Annotated in this window: 16 protein-coding genes; 7 read left to right on the top strand and 9 right to left on the bottom strand. The window is 62.1% G+C overall.

The features are described 5' to 3' along the window. The first annotated feature begins 743 nt into the window (after positions 1-743). The 6 genes from PGB28_RS02430 to PGB28_RS02455 all read left to right on the top strand — a co-directional run bounded on the left by PGB28_RS02430 (position 744) and on the right by PGB28_RS02455 (position 6,322). The gene (locus tag PGB28_RS02430; protein WP_271419890.1) at positions 744-1,922 is read left to right on the top strand and encodes a substrate-binding domain-containing protein; all 1,179 of its coding nucleotides are present in this window, start codon (positions 744-746) and stop codon (positions 1,920-1,922) included. A gap of 86 nt (positions 1,923-2,008) precedes the next feature. Next, entirely contained in the window at positions 2,009-2,773 is a 765-nt protein-coding gene (locus PGB28_RS02435; RefSeq protein WP_271419891.1) for an ABC transporter ATP-binding protein, read from the top strand. Next, positions 2,766-3,491: an ABC transporter ATP-binding protein gene (locus tag PGB28_RS02440; protein WP_271419892.1), complete on the top strand. Its 726-nt coding sequence runs from the start codon at positions 2,766-2,768 to the stop codon at positions 3,489-3,491. Before PGB28_RS02435 ends, PGB28_RS02440 begins: the two co-directional genes overlap by 8 nt. Then, positions 3,488-4,519, top strand: a complete 1,032-nt coding sequence (locus PGB28_RS02445) for a branched-chain amino acid ABC transporter permease (RefSeq protein WP_271419893.1) — start codon at positions 3,488-3,490, stop codon at positions 4,517-4,519. Before PGB28_RS02440 ends, PGB28_RS02445 begins: the two co-directional genes overlap by 4 nt. 10 nt (positions 4,520-4,529) lie before the next feature. Continuing rightward, positions 4,530-5,582, top strand: coding sequence for a branched-chain amino acid ABC transporter permease (locus PGB28_RS02450; protein ID WP_271419894.1), 1,053 nt, complete (start codon positions 4,530-4,532; stop codon positions 5,580-5,582). Beyond that, entirely contained in the window at positions 5,579-6,322 is a 744-nt protein-coding gene (locus PGB28_RS02455) for an alpha/beta fold hydrolase (RefSeq protein ID WP_271419895.1), read from the top strand. Before PGB28_RS02450 ends, PGB28_RS02455 begins: the two co-directional genes overlap by 4 nt. A 22-nt stretch (positions 6,323-6,344) precedes the next feature. Here PGB28_RS02455 and PGB28_RS02460 read toward each other — a convergent pair whose 3' ends face one another. The 9 genes from PGB28_RS02460 to topA form a co-directional block, all read right to left on the bottom strand. Then, the gene (locus PGB28_RS02460) at positions 6,345-6,707 is read right to left on the bottom strand and encodes a hotdog family protein (protein ID WP_271419896.1); all 363 of its coding nucleotides are present in this window, start codon (positions 6,705-6,707) and stop codon (positions 6,345-6,347) included. Beyond that, positions 6,707-7,060 (bottom strand): MaoC/PaaZ C-terminal domain-containing protein, encoded by a 354-nt coding sequence (locus PGB28_RS02465; RefSeq protein WP_271419897.1) that lies wholly within the window; start codon positions 7,058-7,060, stop codon positions 6,707-6,709. The genes PGB28_RS02460 and PGB28_RS02465 overlap by 1 nt, the downstream gene beginning before the upstream one ends. Then, positions 7,053-8,537 (bottom strand): class I adenylate-forming enzyme family protein, encoded by a 1,485-nt coding sequence (locus PGB28_RS02470; RefSeq protein ID WP_271419898.1) that lies wholly within the window; start codon positions 8,535-8,537, stop codon positions 7,053-7,055. Before PGB28_RS02470 ends, PGB28_RS02465 begins: the two co-directional genes overlap by 8 nt. Positions 8,538-8,540: 3 nt before the next feature. Continuing rightward, positions 8,541-9,293, bottom strand: a complete 753-nt coding sequence (locus tag PGB28_RS02475) for an enoyl-CoA hydratase/isomerase family protein (protein ID WP_271419899.1) — start codon at positions 9,291-9,293, stop codon at positions 8,541-8,543. Next, positions 9,290-9,877, bottom strand: a complete 588-nt coding sequence (locus tag PGB28_RS02480; protein WP_271419900.1) for a TetR/AcrR family transcriptional regulator — start codon at positions 9,875-9,877, stop codon at positions 9,290-9,292. The genes PGB28_RS02475 and PGB28_RS02480 overlap by 4 nt, the downstream gene beginning before the upstream one ends. A gap of 68 nt (positions 9,878-9,945) precedes the next feature. Beyond that, positions 9,946-10,755, bottom strand: a complete 810-nt coding sequence (locus tag PGB28_RS02485) for a division plane positioning ATPase MipZ (RefSeq protein ID WP_271419901.1) — start codon at positions 10,753-10,755, stop codon at positions 9,946-9,948. A 212-nt stretch (positions 10,756-10,967) separates the two neighbouring features. After that, positions 10,968-11,591 (bottom strand): 3-oxoacid CoA-transferase subunit B, encoded by a 624-nt coding sequence (locus PGB28_RS02490; RefSeq protein ID WP_271419902.1) that lies wholly within the window; start codon positions 11,589-11,591, stop codon positions 10,968-10,970. Next, positions 11,591-12,295, bottom strand: coding sequence for a CoA transferase subunit A (locus tag PGB28_RS02495; RefSeq protein ID WP_271419903.1), 705 nt, complete (start codon positions 12,293-12,295; stop codon positions 11,591-11,593). Before PGB28_RS02495 ends, PGB28_RS02490 begins: the two co-directional genes overlap by 1 nt. A 130-nt stretch (positions 12,296-12,425) precedes the next feature. Further along, a complete protein-coding gene (gene topA, locus PGB28_RS02500; RefSeq protein ID WP_271419904.1) occupies positions 12,426-15,047 on the bottom strand; it encodes a type I DNA topoisomerase in 2,622 nt (873 codons plus the stop codon). A 139-nt stretch (positions 15,048-15,186) separates the two neighbouring features. Here topA and PGB28_RS02505 point away from each other — a divergent pair, with 139 nt between their 5' ends. Continuing rightward, positions 15,187-15,621: a hypothetical protein gene (locus tag PGB28_RS02505; RefSeq protein WP_271419905.1), complete on the top strand. Its 435-nt coding sequence runs from the start codon at positions 15,187-15,189 to the stop codon at positions 15,619-15,621. The last annotated feature ends 4 nt before the right edge of the window (positions 15,622-15,625 follow it).

Consider the following 15,625-nt stretch of genomic DNA (forward strand, 5'->3'; position numbering starts at 1 on the left):
ACGAACAAAAAATGAGTATCATCATACCGACGAAGGCAATGATTTCGACCCATGGAATGGACAGGCCAAATGGGAGACTGATCTGTGAAAAGCGTATTTTTTTATCCGAGCGCATTTTTGTCACTTCAAGTGTTCTCTTCTGATTGGAGAATGAAAAATGGAACTCGTTAATAACTAATGCGCCAATCGAATTATTTCGGCGACTTCTGCGCTAAGGATGAGGGGCAATTGTGTTGTAAGGATGCAGTATCAACACTTTTTTGCCACAATCATGGAGCCGAAGTGGGTCAGAAAGAGGGCGGAAGCGACAAGATTGGCCCATTTTTGTGAAAATTAACCGCATCGCTGAACAATCAATTATTTCGTCGTTGTATCGTTCGGAATTGGAAACAAACCGACTCGCATTTTGCGCATTTATTGATCACTGGTGATTGCTGTGAGCCGCCAGAATATTGGAAACAATTTGTTTTCGCACCGTGTAAATGGTTTGCCGGTTTATTAATACCTCTCGCCTTGTGTCATTATACCCCAATTCCGGTTGGGTGGGGGTGTTCATTCTCCCCAGGGTGGCGTTGGGGCGAATCATTCTTGTTTTTTGCCCTCTCGTTGAGCGCCTGCGAGTCGGGCTGTGGGGCGTTGCAAGCTGTAAGCAATCTGGGCCCAACCTGTCGTCAAGGTTTGACATGAATGATGATTCATGTTTCATGTAATGCACGGCGAAAACGCCTACAGTGGAGGTTTACATGAAACGCATTCTCAAGACCGGGGTGGCCATGCTGGCGCTGTCCCTGGCAACGGCGGCCAGTGCCGAGATCCGCATTGCCCATATCTACGGCAAGACCGGCCCGTTCGAAGCCTATGCAAAGCAATCCCATGACGGGCTGATGATGGGGCTGGAATATGCCACCGGCGGCACCATGGAAATCGATGGTGAGCCGATCGTGGTGATCGAGAAAGACACCCAGCTGGACCCCGCCAAGGGCCGCACGCTGCTGGCCGAAGCTTACGGCGATGATGACGCGCATATTGCGGTGGGACCGGTCTCCTCGGGCGTGGCGCTGGCGATGCTGCCGGTGGCCGAGGAATATGAGCGTATCCTCGTGGTGGAGCCCGCCGTCGCGGATTCGATCACCGGCGAGGCGTGGAACCGCTACATCTTCCGCACCGGGCGCAATTCGTCCCAGGATGCGATTTCCAACGCCGTGGCGCTGGGCGGTGAGGGCGTGACCGTGGCGACGCTGGCACAGGATTATGCCTTTGGCCGTGACGGTGTGGCGGCGTTCAAGGAGGCGCTGGAAGCCACCGGGGCGACCATCGCACATGAAGAATACGTGCCAACGGACACCACCGATTTCACGGCGGCGGCTGAGCGCATCTTCAACGCCATGGGCGAGGTCGAGGGCGAGAAAAAGCTCTTCATCATCTGGGCCGGTGGCGGCAATCCGATGAGCAAGATCAATGCCATGGACCCCTCGCGTTTCGGGGTCGAGATCGCGACGGGCGGCAATATCCTGGCTGCGCTGAAAGCCTACAAGGAACTGCCGGGTCTCGAAGGGGCCACGTACTACTATTACGAGATCCCGGACAACCCGGTGAATGACTGGCTGGTCGAAGAGCATTTCAAGCGTTATGACAGCCCGCCGGATTTCTTCACCGCAGGCGGCATGTCCGCAGGCATCGCCGTGGTCGAGGCCATCAAGGCCGCAGGCGGTGCTGACGACACTGAGGCACTGATTGAGGCGATGGAGGGCATGTCCTGGGAAACCCCCAAAGGCACCATGACCTTCCGTCCTGAGGATCATCAGGCGCTGCAGTCGATGTATCATTTCCGCACGGAAATTCAGGACGGCAAGGATTACGGCGTGCCGGTTCTGGTGCGCGAGCTGGGCATCGGCGATATGGATATCCCGATCCGCAATTAAGCCGGTGCGGTGGGCAGAAATGCCCACCCTACACGCCCCCCGTAGGGTGGGCAGTCTTGCCCACCTTCCTCCCTCGGAGATGTCAAATGACCCAGGTTCTTCTGGAAACCCACGGTCTGACCGTGCGGTTCGGCGGTCATGTGGCCGTGGACGCGGTCTCCTGTGCCTTTCACGCCGGTGAACTGACCGCCATCGTCGGGCCTAACGGCGCGGGCAAGACCACCTTTTTCAACCTGATTTCCGGCCAGATCCCGGCCAGCGCGGGTCGCGTCGATCTGGAAGGGGACGATATCTCGCGCCTTTCGGTCTCCGAGCGCTGCCGCCGCGGCCTTGGCCGGGCGTTCCAGCTGACCAACCTCTTTCCCGGCCTGTCGGTGCTGGAAAACGTGCGGCTGGCTATTCAGGCGCATCGCGGTGCGGGCCGTTCGCTGCTCACCATGGCCGACAGCCACCATGCCCTGACCACGGAGGCGATGGCGGTGCTGGAACGCGTGCGGCTCGATAGGCTCAGGGACCAGCCGGTCAATGCGCTTTCCCACGGCAATCAGCGCAAGCTGGAAGTGGCGATGCTGATCGCGCTGGACCCGCGTGTTTACATGTTTGACGAGCCCACCGCAGGGATGAGCGTCGATGAGGCCCCCGTGGTGCTCGACCTGATCGCCGAGCTAAAGGCCGAGCGGGACCGCACGATCCTCCTCGTTGAGCACAAGATGGACGTGATCCGCACGCTGGCCGACCGCATCATCGTACTGCACAACGGCGCATTGGTGGCTGATGGCGAACCGGGCGCGGTCATGGCCTCGGACGTGGTGCAAGAGGCCTATATGGGCAAGGAACTGGCCGATGTCTGATCTGATCCTCACGCTGAAAAACGTCCATACCGACATCGCGCAGTATCACATCCTGCATGGCGTTGACCTCGACGTGCCGCGCGGCGCGGTCACCATGATGCTGGGCCGCAACGGCGTCGGCAAGACCACGACGCTGCGCACGATCATGGGGCTATGGGCGGCGCGCGACGGCGCGATCAGCTTTGACGGGCAGGATATCACCGGCCTGCCGACGCCCGCCCGCGCCCGTCTGGGGCTGGGATTTGTACCCGAGGATATGGGCATTTTCACCGATCTCACGGTCGAGGAAAACATGATGCTCGCCGCCGCTTCCGGGCCGCTTGATGCCGCGCGCAAAGAGCGCATCTTTACCGCCTTCCCACCGCTGCGCACCTTTTGGGACTCCGAGGCAGGCAACCTGTCGGGCGGGCAGAAACAGATGCTCTCCATCGCGCGGGCCATGGCCGAGACGCGCAAGCTCTACCTGATCGACGAGCCCACCAAGGGGCTGGCCCCGGCTATTGTCTCGACGATGGCGGCGGCGTTGCGCGAGTTGAAGGACGAGGGTGCGACGATCCTCATGGTGGAACAGAATTTCGCCGTCGCGAAAGCCCTGGGCGATTACGCGGCGGTCATGGATGACGGGCGCATCGTCTGGACCGGCACGATGGCCGAACTGGCGGGCAGTGCCGAGTTGCAGGAAAAATTCATGGGGCTGAGCATGGAGGCAGGGGCATGAGCGCGGCACCCGATCACAAACCCACATTCGCGGATGTTCCAATCACCGAGCGCGTGGCCCAGGCCATGCCGGTGCTGCTGATCCCGATCCTCGTGGTGCTGGGGCTTCTGGCCATTGGCAATCCGTCAAGCTGGCTCACCCTCACCGTATCCGGGCTGGCCATGGGGATGATGATCTTTGTCATGGCCTCTGGGCTTACGCTGGTTTTTGGCCTGATGGACGTGATCAATTTCGGCCATGGCGCGTTTATCTCGGTCGGCGCCTTCGTCGGCATCAGCGTGTTGTTCGCGCTCAGCACTTGGGCGGGTGCGCCATCACTGGCGCTGAACCTCGCCGCGATCCTTCTGGCGGTGGTGGCGGCCATGGTCGTCACCGGGGCGCTGGGCTGGGCATTCGAGCGGGTGATCGTGAAGCCCGTTTACGGCGCGCATCTCAAACAGATCCTTGTCACGGTTGGCGGCCTTATCGTGCTGGAGCAACTGATCCACGTGGTCTGGGGGCCCGAGGAGATTTTCCTGACCCGGCCCGAAATGCTCAAGGGGTCCATCACCTTCTGGGGCGCGGCGTTGGAGAAATATCGGTTGCTCGCCGTGGCCGTGGGGCTGGTGCTGTTCATCGCCATGCGGCTGGTGTTCCGCCGCACCAAGATCGGCTTGATCGTGCGCGCGGGCGTCGAGAATGGCGAGATGGTCGAGGCGCTGGGTTACCGGCTGCGCATCGTCTTTGTGGGTGTTTTCATCGCGGGCTCCGCGCTGGCGGGCCTGGGCGGCGTGATGTGGGGTCTCTATCAGGAGGTGATTACCGCCGGGATGGGTGAGGAGATGATGATCCTTGTCTTCATAGTGGTGATCATCGGCGGGCTTGGCTCGGTCGAAGGGGCCTTTATCGGCGCGCTCTTGGTGGGGTTGATGCAGAACTACATCGCTTTTCTTGAGCCGAAACTGGCGCTGATTTCCAATATCGGTCTGATGACCGCGATCCTGATGTGGCGACCGCAGGGCATGATGCCCGTGGTCAAGGCGAAGTGAGGGCGACAGGATGATCATGAAACTGCTCTCGGGCGATACGCCCCGGTCGAAAATCCTGACTTTGGTGCTTTTGGCCATCTTCCTCTGCCTCGCGCTGGCACCCTTCCTGTTCCCCGGCGTGCGCTCGCTGGACACGGCCGCGCGCATCGCGATCTTCATCGTGCTGGCGGCGAGTTATGATCTTCTGCTGGGCTATACCGGCGTGGTCAGCTTTGCCCATACGATGTTCTTTGGCATAGGCGCTTACGGCGTGGGCCTTGCTTCGCAGCATATGGGGCGGGGCTATTCGGCGCTGATCGTCGGCTCGCTCTCGGGCGCGCTTCTGGCGGCGGCGCTGGCCTTTGTCATTGCGCTCTTCTCGCTCCGGGTGCGGGCGATCTTCTTTGCGATGATCACACTGGCCGTGGCCTCTGCCGTGGCGGTGCTTGTCTCGCAGCTTTCGTGGCTGACTGGAGGCGAAGACGGGTTCACCTTCCGCATCCCGCGTGAGCTTGGACCTGCGCTGCGGCTGGGCGAGTTTGCAGGCGTCAAGATCAATGGCAAGCTGGTCAATTACTACCTGATCTTCACGCTCTCCCTGATCCTCTTCCTCATCATGCTGCGGGTGGTCAATTCGCCCTTTGGCCGGGTGTTACAGGCAATCCGCGAGAATGATTTCCGCGCCGAGGCCATCGGCTATCGCGTGGTCTGGTATCGCACCGTTGCGACCTGCCTGTCGGCGGCAATTGCCGCGCTGGCAGGCAGCCTGTTTGCCATCTGGCTGCGCTATGTGGGGCCGGACACAACGCTGAGCTTTGCCATCATGCTGGACCTTTTGCTGATGGTGGTGATTGGCGGCATGGGCACGATCTATGGCGCGGCCATCGGCGCGACGCTTCTGGTGCTGGCGCAGACCTATCTGCAGGACCTGATGGGCAGCGCCGCGGCGGCGACCGAGGCCATCCCGCTGCTCTCGCGCCTGCTGGACCCGGATCGCTGGCTCTTGTGGCTGGGGGTGCTGTTTATCCTGAGCGTCTATTTCTTCCCAACCGGCATTGTCGGGCGGCTGCGGGCGGGCAAGTGAGCGCGCCACGCCTTCTCATGCTGCATGGCTGGACCATGCGCGGCGCGGCGTTCGGCCCGCTGATAGACCGGCTGGAGGGGATTGATTGTCTCGCGCCGGATCTGCCGGGCCATGGCGTGCCGGGCGCGGGGCTGGACGACTGCGTTGCGCTGATCGAGGAGCAAAGCCGGGGCCGGGATATCGTCCTTCTCGGCTGGTCGATGGGCGCGGCAGTGGCCTGGCGCTACATCCGCGAGTTTGGGGCCGGGCGGCTTGCCGGGCTGATCACCGTGGATATGGCCCCGAAGCTGTGCGTCACGCCCGACTGGCCCCATGGGCTGATCGGGCAGGACGCGGCGCGGCTGGCAGCGACCACGGCGGAAATCCATACCGATTGGCCTGCCGCCGCCCAGAAGATCGCCACCACGATGTTTGCCAGCCGCGACGGGTCGCCCCAGATGATGCGCGCGGCGGCATTGCGGCAGGTGCTGGACAATGATCCGTCCATCATGGCCCGCTATTGGGATGAGATGGTGGCGATGGACCTGCGTGATGTCATGCCCGCGATCTCCTGCCCCACTCTGGTGGCGCATGGAGGGCAGAGCCGGGTGTATCCGGGATCAGGCGCGGATTGGTTGGCCGGTGCTATCCCCGGGGCGGAACGCGTCTGTTTCAAAGCCTCGGGCCATTCCCCGCATCTGGAGGAACCGGAGCGGTTTGCTGAGGTTGTCCGGGCGTTCTGGACCCGTTGTACAGGGTAGGTGGGCAGAATTGCCCACCCTACTATGATCCGGCCGCCGTATCGGCGTATTTCACCAGCGACCGCCCTTCGGCCACCACGGTGCCATCGGCCAGTGTGACACTCGCCCAGAGATCGGCGATGCGCTTGTCTTCGCGCAGGCGCGTGACCTCAACCTTGGCCACCAATTCGGTCTCCAGCGGCGCGGCATTGGGAAAACCCAGTTCCTGCTTGAGGTAATTGGTGCCCGGCCCGGGCAATCTGACCCCGAGAAGATAAGAAATCAGCGCCGCCAGAAGCGGTTCGGGCACGGTATCGCCCGGCTCAGCGCCGGAAAGCTCGGCCAATTCGCTCAGGTCCTCTGCGGTGAAACTGCGCCGCATGCCGACAAAATCCCCCAACCGCATCACGCCACCTCCGCTTCGCCAAGGAACAGCTCGGCCCCGTCCGCCTCGCGAAAGGCCACCATGGTCACATGCCCCGGCAACTCCCCGGTGATCTTGAGCACCACCTCGTCACCCGCATAGGTGGGGTTGGGAAACATCATCTGCTGACGTGTTTGCACGGCACCGGGATGGGCGCGGCGGATCATGCCCCAAAGCTTGGTATAGATCAGCATACCGTGGCTCACCGTACGGCCAAAGGCGGTGCGGGCGGAAAAGGCCGGGTCCACATGGATCGGGTTGTCATCGCCCGAGACCCGCGCAAAGCGGTCGAACTCGTCCTGTGTCGGCAACCAGTGTTCACGCAGTTCAGTCATCGCCAAACCCCTTTCTCAATTCCGGTTTGCGCACCTTGCCCGCAGCGGTGCGAGGGAAGTCGTCACAGATCCGGACATGTGCCGGGACCTTGTAGGCGGCCAGTCTTTCGCGGCCCCAACGGCGGAGCGCGTCGGGATCAAGCTGTGCCCCCGGTCGCGGGATCACGAAGGCCGCGCCGACCTCGCCCCATTTCGCATCCGGTACGCCGATCACAGCGGCTTCTAGGATATCGGGGTGGCCATGCAGGCAGCGTTCCACCTCGGCGGGGTACACGTTTTCGCCGCCGGAAATATACATGTCCTTGATCCGGTCGATGACAAAGACGAAGCCTTCTGCATCGCGTCGTCCCACATCACCCGTTTTCAGCCAGCCATCGGCGGTGAACGTGGCGGCGGTGGCATCCGGGTTCTGGTAATAGCCCGGCGTGATATTGGGGCCGCGCAGCTGGATCTCGCCTTCGCCCGGCGTGCCCGGTTCCAGCCCGTCCAACCGACACTCGGTCAGCATTTGGGGCCGCCCGACCGAGCCGATCCTGTCCTCGGCATGGTCGGGGTCCATCAGGAATACGGTGGGTCCGGTTTCCGTCATACCGAAGCCATTGAGCACCTTGGCCCCGCGCTTGGCGAAGAACCGGATCAGCGGTTCGGGCAGCGGCGCGCCGCCACAGCCGCAGCGGATCTCGGTCCAGTCCACCCTGTCCACGTCGTCATGCAGCGACAGCGCCTGATAGATCGCGGGGACGCCGAAGAATTGCGTGACAGCGCCCGCGCGCAACAACTCCAGCAGCGTGTCGGCATCAAACTTCGACAGGATCGTCGAGCAGCCGCCATTGAGGAACACCGGCAGCGTGTAGAGATTGATCCCCGCCGTGTGAAACAGCGGCAGGAAATTGACCGATCGGTCGGCACCGGTCAGGTGGATCGCCTGCCCGATATTGACCGCGTTCGCCCAGGCCATGGTCGCGGTCTGGATCACCGCCTTGGGCAGGCCCGTGGTGCCGGAGGTAAAAAGCAGGTACCATGGATCATTGGCCGCAATGGCACCCGCGCTGCCCGAATGCCCGGCATCGCGCCAATCCTCGGGGGACATCGGCAGGGGCGTGGCCCCGAAAGCCCCGGACACCTCTGCGGCGGTCCTGGAAAAACTGTCGTCATGCAGGATTGCGACAGGCGGGAACCGCTCCAGCGTGGCGATCAGTTCTGTCGCCGGTTGCCGCCAGTTCAGCGGGCAAAGCAGCACACCGGATTTCTGACAGGCAAAGAGCGCGATGAAGAACCCGACGGAGTTGTGACAGAGGATGCCCAGCCGGTCGCCCCGCGCCAGACCTTGCGCCACCAGCGCTTCGGCCAGCCCATTGGCAGCACGGTTGATCGCGTCAAAGCTCCAGTCCTGAGCGGCCTCATGATCGTGAAAGGCAATCGCCTCTCCGCTCAACTCGGCCCGTTTGGCAGCCATGTCAGGGACGTGGTCGAACATCGTCTAAACCTTTTGCGGGGACAGGAAGGCGCGCATGCGGGTCCGCGTCTCGGGGCGCTCCAGCGCGTCCATGAATCGGGCGGTTTCCGCGTCGAGCCGGGATTGGAACTGGCCAAGGCTGGTCTCGGAGCGGAGCAGGCGCTTGATGTCGGTCTGCGTCCCGGGATCGGTGGCGCGCGCCAGCGCGCGCGCATCGTCCTCGGGTGTGTCACTGACCTGCGCGGCCAGCCCCAGATCGCACAGCGCGGCGGCCTCCAGCCGCTCATCCGTCATCAACCAACGCTGCGCGCGCGCCGCGCCGATCCTGTCGGGAAGGATCGCCGTCCAACCGCCATCCGGGGCAAAGCCCATACGCCCGTAATAGGGCTGCACAAATGTGCCCGGGGCCACCAGTGCCAGATCAGATGCAAAGAGAAACCCCGCCCCGCCGCCGGTGATGGCCCCGCGCGCCGCCAGAATCACCGGGCAGGGCAGAGACATCAGCCGCATGAGCACCTCATGCAGCACCGGCACGACGCGGGCGGCATAGGCGCGCGCCTCCCGGGCCTCGACGGCCTCCAGAAACCGCGCGACATCGCCGCCGGAACAGAAATTTCGCCCACCAAAAAGCATGAGATGCGCGGGCGCGTCCTGCGCCACCTTGTCCAGCGTTCGGGACATCTCGGCCAGCAAGTCCGGCTCAAGCGCATTGGCGCGCGGCGCGCTCAGCGCCAGTCGCGCCATATCCCCGTCATATGTCAGGGAAACAAGGCTCATACCCGCAACCCGTCACGGATCAGCGCGAACCCCTCATCGGCGATCCGGTCAATGTCGGGCTTGTCTTCCCAGAGCACGTAGCGGTCGCCAAGGGTCTTGGCGATGCCCATCAGCGCCCAGGCGCGGACCTCGGCATCGCCTTTGCTGATCTCGCCCTTGTTGGCGGCGCGGGACAGTTGGGCTGCATAAGCCTCGGCAAAACCGGTGAAATAGGCGCGGTAAGCGTCAGGATCGACAAAGCGCGCCTCTTCCACGATTCGGTAGAGCGAGGGGCGTTCGGCGACAAAGGCCAGAAAGGCGCGCAGGCCCCGCCTCTCGGCCTCCAACCGGTCGGGGGCGCCTGCCACGGCTTCGGTCATCACGCGGCGGGTGAGCGTACCCATCTCGGTCACCAGTTCTCGGAACACGGTCTCTTTGCCGGTGAAATAGATGTAGAAGGTGCCAAGCGCGGTGCCGCTGTCGCGGGTGATGTCGGCGATGGACGCGGCGGCAAAGCCTTTGTCGCCGATCACGCGTTCAGCAGAGCGGAGCAGTTTTTCCCGGCGCTCAGTGCCGCGTTTGGTCTTGGGGGCGGTGCTTGTCATGAAACATGAATACTGATTCATAATTCATGATGCAACTCTTTCCGGCCAGCGGCACGGGGTCGGAACGATCAGAAATCGACCGTCACACCAGGAAGGTTCAGCGCCTTGATCAGGTCGCGCAGCTCCTGTCGCGCGGCGACGTTGGAGATGTTGAGCTGTTTGACCCCCACATCGCGCAGATCCAGAAGCGTCAGCCCGCGCGGGAACAATTCCCGGAATATCACCCGCTCGGAAAAGCCCGGTGCCACGCGGAAACCGATCCGTTTCGACAGGGCGTCCACGGCTTTTTCCATCTTCTGCTTATTCACCATCTGCTGCGCACCAAGCCGGTTGCGCAGCACGATCCAGTCAATCGGTTTCAACCCGGCTTGCGCCCGCAACTGCCGGGCATGCCAGACCATTTCGGAATAAACCGATGGCCCCATGATCTTTTCACCGTCGCTGGCGATATGGGCCAACAGGTCGAAATCCACGAAACTGTCATTCAGCGGCGTGATCAGCGTGTCAGCCAGCGAATGCGCGACCTGGCTCAGCCGGGTATGCGAGCCCGGGCAGTCGATCAGGATAAAGTCACTGTCCGGCTCAAGCCGGGTCACGGCGGCATAGAGCCGGTGATCATAGATGTTTTCTCCGTCGCGCAACGTCGAGGGATCGACCTCGGGGAGGTCGATATAGCGCGGCGTGGGAAGCTCCAGCTCTTCGCCCTGAAGATAGGCCGCGCGGTTGCGTATATAGCGGCCGAATGTCTGTTGCCGCAGGTCCAGATCCAGTGATCCAACGCGATGCCCCATCCGCGCCAGAGCGGTGGCCACATGCATGGACACGGTGGATTTGCCCGCGCCCCCTTTTTCATTTCCGACGACGATAATGTGCGCCATGGCACGGTCCCCTTGGCCCTGACGGATGTGTTTTGCGGGGGTTATGCGCACCATATCTAGTGGTGCGCAAGCGATAGAGCGGGTTTGGCGGGAATAATTCACCGGGTGTTGTCAGGATGATGCGGCCCCTTGCGCGCAAAGCCAGTACGCGCCGCTCTGAATAAAAACGCCCCCGCCTGTGGGCGAGGGCGCAAAAGCTGCGGCAGACGCGATCAGACGATCGTCGCCTCTGTCGCCTTGATGATATCTTCGCGGGTCACGCCCTCGGCGCATTCGACGATATGCAGGCCCTTGTGGGTCACGTCCAGAACACCAAGGTTCGTGATGATGCGGTCCACCACGCCCTTGCCGGTCAGCGGCAGGGTGCATTCCTTCAGCACCTTGCTGTCGCCGTGCTTGTTGGTGTGGTCCATCACAACGACCACGCGGCCCACGCCAGCCACAAGGTCCATGGCGCCGCCCATGCCCTTGACCAGCTTGCCGGGGATCATCCAATTGGCTAGGTCGCCCTTTTCCGACACTTCCATCGCGCCGAGGATCGCCGCCGCGATCTTGCCGCCGCGGATCATGCCAAAGCTCGTGGCACTGTCGAAATAGGAGGTGCGGCGCAGCTCGGTGATGGTCTGTTTGCCCGCATTGATCAGGTCGGGGTCTTCCTCGCCCTCGAAGGGGAAGGGGCCCATGCCCAGCATGCCATTCTCGGATTGCAGCGTGATGTCCTTGTCACCGACATAGTTGGCCACCAGCGTCGGGATACCGATGCCAAGGTTGACATACATGCCGTCTTCAAGCTCCTGCGCGGCCCGTTCGGCCATTTGGTTACGATCCCAGGGCATTATGCGGTCTCCTTCTGGCGCACGGTGCGCTGTTCAATCCGTTTCTCGTGATCGCCTTGGATCAGCCGGTGCACATAGATGCCGGGCAGGTGGATGTGATCGGGGTCCAGCGTGCCGGGCTCGACGATCTCTTCGACCTCCATCACGCAGACCTTGCCGCACATCGCGGCCGGCGGGTTGAAGTTGCGCGCGGTCTTGCGGAAGATCGCGTTGCCGGTGGTGTCGGCCTTCCATGCCTTGACGATGGCCAGATCGGCAAAGATGCCCTCTTCGAGAATATAGTTCTCGCCGTGGAAGGTCTTGACCTCTTTGCCCTCGGCAATCTGGGTGCCGTAGCCGGTCTTGGTATAGAAGCCGGGAATGCCCGCGCCGCCCGCGCGCATGCGCTCGGCCAACGTGCCCTGCGGGTTGAACTCCAGCTCAAGCTCGCCCGAGAGATACTGGCGCATGAACTCGGCGTTCTCGCCCACATAGGACGACATCATCTTCTTGATCTGGCGGGTGGCGAGCAGCTTGCCCAGCCCGAAATCATCCACGCCCGCATTGTTCGACGCTACGGTCAGATCCTTGACGCCGCTTTCTACCAGCGCGTCGATCAGAAGCTCCGGAATACCGCAGAGCCCAAAGCCCCCGGCGGCAATCAACATGCCGTCATGCAACAGCCCATCCAGCGCCTCGGACGCTGAGCCATAGACTTTCTTCATGGAAAATCTCCCCTCGTTTTAAAGATTGGGGAGATTTGTGGGCGAGGGGACGGGGAGAGTCAAACGAATTGCCGCAGCGCGGCAGCAAGAATGCTGCGCTGCTGCGATAACCGCCTTGGAACGCGTGCTATTATTTCTTTGCCGCGGTCTTTTTCTTGGCTGCGGGCTTCTTTTTCGGCGCGGCTTTTTTCTTGCCGCCCTTGGACGCCTTTTCGTTGATCAACTCAACGGCCATTTCCATCGTGACCTGATCCGGCTCCACGCCCTTGGGCAGGGTCGCGTTCACCTTTTCCCATTTCACATAAGGCCCATAGCGCCCGTCCATGACATTGACTGGTCCGCCACCTTCGGGATGTTCACCCAGCTCTTTCAGCGGTTTGGCCGCCGCGCGACTGCCCCGACGCCCGGGATTGGCGCGTTTTTCGGCAAGCAGTTCGACCGCACGGTTCATGCCGATCTCGAAAACTTCTGCGGGGTCTTTGACATTGGCGTAGACCGGTTTTGCCTCGTCGGGCAATTGGTGCATGATATAGGGACCAAACCGGCCAAAGTTTGACTTGATCGTGCCGCCCTCGGGGTGCTCACCGATGATGCGCGGCAAGCTCAGGAGCGTCAGCGCCTTTTCAAGGGTCATGTCGTCCTTTGACCAGCCGCGCGGCAGGGACGCGCGCGGCGGTTTCTTGTTCTCGGGTGTGGGTTCGCCGCGCTGGACATAGGGGCCGAAGCGTCCGGACTTGAGCCAGATCTCGTCGCCCTCATCCTCACCCAGAAGGCGTTCGTCGCCATCCGCGCCTTCGCCCGCGATGGGGCGGGTATAGGTGCATTCCGGGTAATTGCCGCAGCCGACAAAGCCACCGGTGCGCGAGGTCTTCAGGTGCAATTGCCCCTGTCCGCATTTCGGGCAGATGCGCGGATCTGACCCGTCCTCGCGCGGGGGATAAAGCTGGTCTGACAACGCCTCGTCCAGCACATCAAGCACTTCGGAGATGCGCAATTCCGAGGTCTCGGCAATCGCAGCGCTGAAATCCTGCCAGAAGCGGGCCAACAGAGCCTTGTAATCGGCATCGCCCGCGCTCACCCGGTCTAGCTCTTCCTCAAGCTCGGCAGTGAATTCATAGCCCACATATTTGCGGAAGAAATTCAGCAGGAAGATCGTGACAATCCGGCCCTTGTCCTCGGGGATCAGGCGGTTCTTGTCCTTGCGGACATATTCGCGGTCCTGGATCGTGGTGACGATGCTGGCATAGGTCGAGGGGCGGCCGATGCCCAGCTCTTCCATGCGCTTGACCAGCGTCGCCTCGGTATAGCGCGGCGGCGGCTGGGTGTGGTGCTGGAGCGCCAGCACCGAGCCATTGTCCGACAGCACGGCGGCGCCGGTCTCGGCCTTGGCAAAATCGGACTTCAGCCCGGACGCGGCAAATTTCGCGGTCTCACCTTCCATGATCTGCGGCAGGATGCGGTCATCGTCGCCCTCCACAACGTCATCGCGGCCTTCTTCATAGACCTTGAGGAACCCCTCAAACAGGATGCGCTGGCCATTGGCGCGCAGGCCCACCTGACCGTCGCGGCTGGCGATCTCAACCACCGTGCGTTCCAGACGCGCGCCTTCCATCTGGCAGGCCATGGTGCGTTTCCAGATCAGGTCATAGAGCTTGCGCTGATCCGGCTCGCTCAGTTTCAGCGCCCCGGCATCGCGGGTCATATCCGTGGGGCGGATACATTCGTGGGCTTCCTGCGCGTTCTTGGCCTTGTTCTTGTAAATGCGCGAGCTGGATGGCACGAATTCCGCGCCGTAGCGGTCGGCGATGGCGTCGCGCGTGGCCTGCACCGCCTCGGGGGCCATGTCGATCCCGTCGGTCCGCATATAGGTGATGTGCCCGGCCTCATAGAGCCGTTGCGCCGCGTTCATCGTCTGACGCGCGCCCATGCCGAATTTGCGGCTGGCCTCTTGCTGAAGCGTCGAGGTCATGAAGGGCGGCGAGGGGTTGCGCGAGGCGGGTTTCGCCTCGACCGACTGCACGATCAACTCGCGCGAGGTCACCGCCTGCACCGCCAGTTCGGCAGCAGTGGCGTTTTCCAGATCGAATTTGTCGAGCTTCTGGCCCGCATGCAGGGTCAGTCGCGCCTCATACTCCTGACCACGCGGGGTCGTCAGCAGCGCCTTGACCGACCAGTATTCGCGAGGGTTGAACGCCTCGATCTCCATCTCGCGCTCGACAATCAGGCGCAGGCAGACCGATTGCACGCGGCCTGCGGATTTCGCGCCGGGCAGTTTGCGCCACAGCACCGGCGACAGGTTGAACCCGACGAGGTAATCCAGCGCGCGGCGGGCCAGGTAGGCCTCGACCAGCGGCGCATCGACCTGGCGCGGGTTCTTCATCGCCTCGGTCACGGCGGTTTTGGTGATGGCATTGAAGACCACCCGGCTGACCGGCGTGTCCTTTTTGATCGCGCGACGCTTGCGCAGCGCTTCTTCAAGGTGCCACGAGATCGCCTCGCCCTCGCGGTCGGGGTCGGTTGCGAGGATCAGCGCGTTGTCGTCTTTCAGAGCGTCGGCGATGGCTTTGACATGTTTGCGACTGTCATTGCCGACCTCCCATTTCATCTCGAAATCATGTTCGGTATCGACCGATCCGTCCTTGGGGGGCAGGTCACGCACATGGCCGTAAGACGCCAGAACGGTATAGTCAGAGCCCAGATATTTGTTGATTGTCTTGGCTTTAGCTGGGGACTCGACAACAACAACGGGCATGAAAATTCCTTTCGACTCAGCGAGCGATGCTCTGGCGGCGGAACATGTGGGAGCGGCGGGGCAAAAGTCAATGCGGGCAATCGGTGCTTTTGCGATTTGCTGTTTGATGGCTAGAGTGAAACCAAATCAGGAGGACATCATGCGGTTTATTTGTGCGCTCATCCCCTTGGCCCTTGCCACCGCGTCCTTCGCGCAGGACTGGCAGGTGCCGCAGCCCGGCACGACGGTGCGGTCGCAACTGATGGATGCATTGCGGCCGCATGCGGAATGGGAACTGGGCGCGCCGGTGGAATTCATCGTAGATGAGATCCGCGTCTCGGGGGCCTATGGTTTTGCAATGGTGCGCGCGCAGCGGCCCGGCGGGGTGGGGATCGACCTTTTTGACACGCCGGGGTTCCAGCGTGGCACACTTGATCCCGAAGCGATTGATCACACAGCGATGCAGGCGCTGTACCGCCTGAGCGGCGAGACTTGGGTCGCTGTGCATCACGCGATTGGCGCGACGGATGTCTGGTTTGCCTGGGACCCGCTTTGCGCGGAATACGAGGCGGTGATCTCGGATTTCTGCTTTTGAGCGA

This window comes from Primorskyibacter aestuariivivens (assembly GCF_028023675.1).
Classification (GTDB): domain Bacteria; phylum Pseudomonadota; class Alphaproteobacteria; order Rhodobacterales; family Rhodobacteraceae; genus Marinovum; species Marinovum aestuariivivens.

Excerpts from the sequence above, each read along its gene's own strand:
- PGB28_RS02430 (WP_271419890.1), top strand. The coding sequence starts at position 744 with ATGAAACGCATTCTCAAGACCGGGGTGGCCATGCTGGCGCTGTCCCTG.
- PGB28_RS02435 (WP_271419891.1), top strand. The coding sequence starts at position 2,009 with ATGACCCAGGTTCTTCTGGAAACCCACGGTCTGACCGTGCGGTTCGGC.
- PGB28_RS02440 (WP_271419892.1), top strand. The coding sequence starts at position 2,766 with ATGTCTGATCTGATCCTCACGCTGAAAAACGTCCATACCGACATCGCG.
- PGB28_RS02445 (WP_271419893.1), top strand. The coding sequence starts at position 3,488 with ATGAGCGCGGCACCCGATCACAAACCCACATTCGCGGATGTTCCAATC.
- PGB28_RS02450 (WP_271419894.1), top strand. The coding sequence starts at position 4,530 with ATGATCATGAAACTGCTCTCGGGCGATACGCCCCGGTCGAAAATCCTG.
- PGB28_RS02460 (WP_271419896.1), bottom strand. The coding sequence starts at position 6,707 with ATGCGGTTGGGGGATTTTGTCGGCATGCGGCGCAGTTTCACCGCAGAG.
- PGB28_RS02465 (WP_271419897.1), bottom strand. The coding sequence starts at position 7,060 with ATGACTGAACTGCGTGAACACTGGTTGCCGACACAGGACGAGTTCGAC.
- PGB28_RS02470 (WP_271419898.1), bottom strand. The coding sequence starts at position 8,537 with ATGTTCGACCACGTCCCTGACATGGCTGCCAAACGGGCCGAGTTGAGC.
- PGB28_RS02475 (WP_271419899.1), bottom strand. The coding sequence starts at position 9,293 with ATGAGCCTTGTTTCCCTGACATATGACGGGGATATGGCGCGACTGGCG.
- PGB28_RS02480 (WP_271419900.1), bottom strand. The coding sequence starts at position 9,877 with ATGACAAGCACCGCCCCCAAGACCAAACGCGGCACTGAGCGCCGGGAA.
- PGB28_RS02485 (WP_271419901.1), bottom strand. The coding sequence starts at position 10,755 with ATGGCGCACATTATCGTCGTCGGAAATGAAAAAGGGGGCGCGGGCAAA.
- PGB28_RS02490 (WP_271419902.1), bottom strand. The coding sequence starts at position 11,591 with ATGCCCTGGGATCGTAACCAAATGGCCGAACGGGCCGCGCAGGAGCTT.
- PGB28_RS02495 (WP_271419903.1), bottom strand. The coding sequence starts at position 12,295 with ATGAAGAAAGTCTATGGCTCAGCGTCCGAGGCGCTGGATGGGCTGTTG.
- topA (WP_271419904.1), bottom strand. The coding sequence starts at position 15,047 with ATGCCCGTTGTTGTTGTCGAGTCCCCAGCTAAAGCCAAGACAATCAAC.
- PGB28_RS02505 (WP_271419905.1), top strand. The coding sequence starts at position 15,187 with ATGCGGTTTATTTGTGCGCTCATCCCCTTGGCCCTTGCCACCGCGTCC.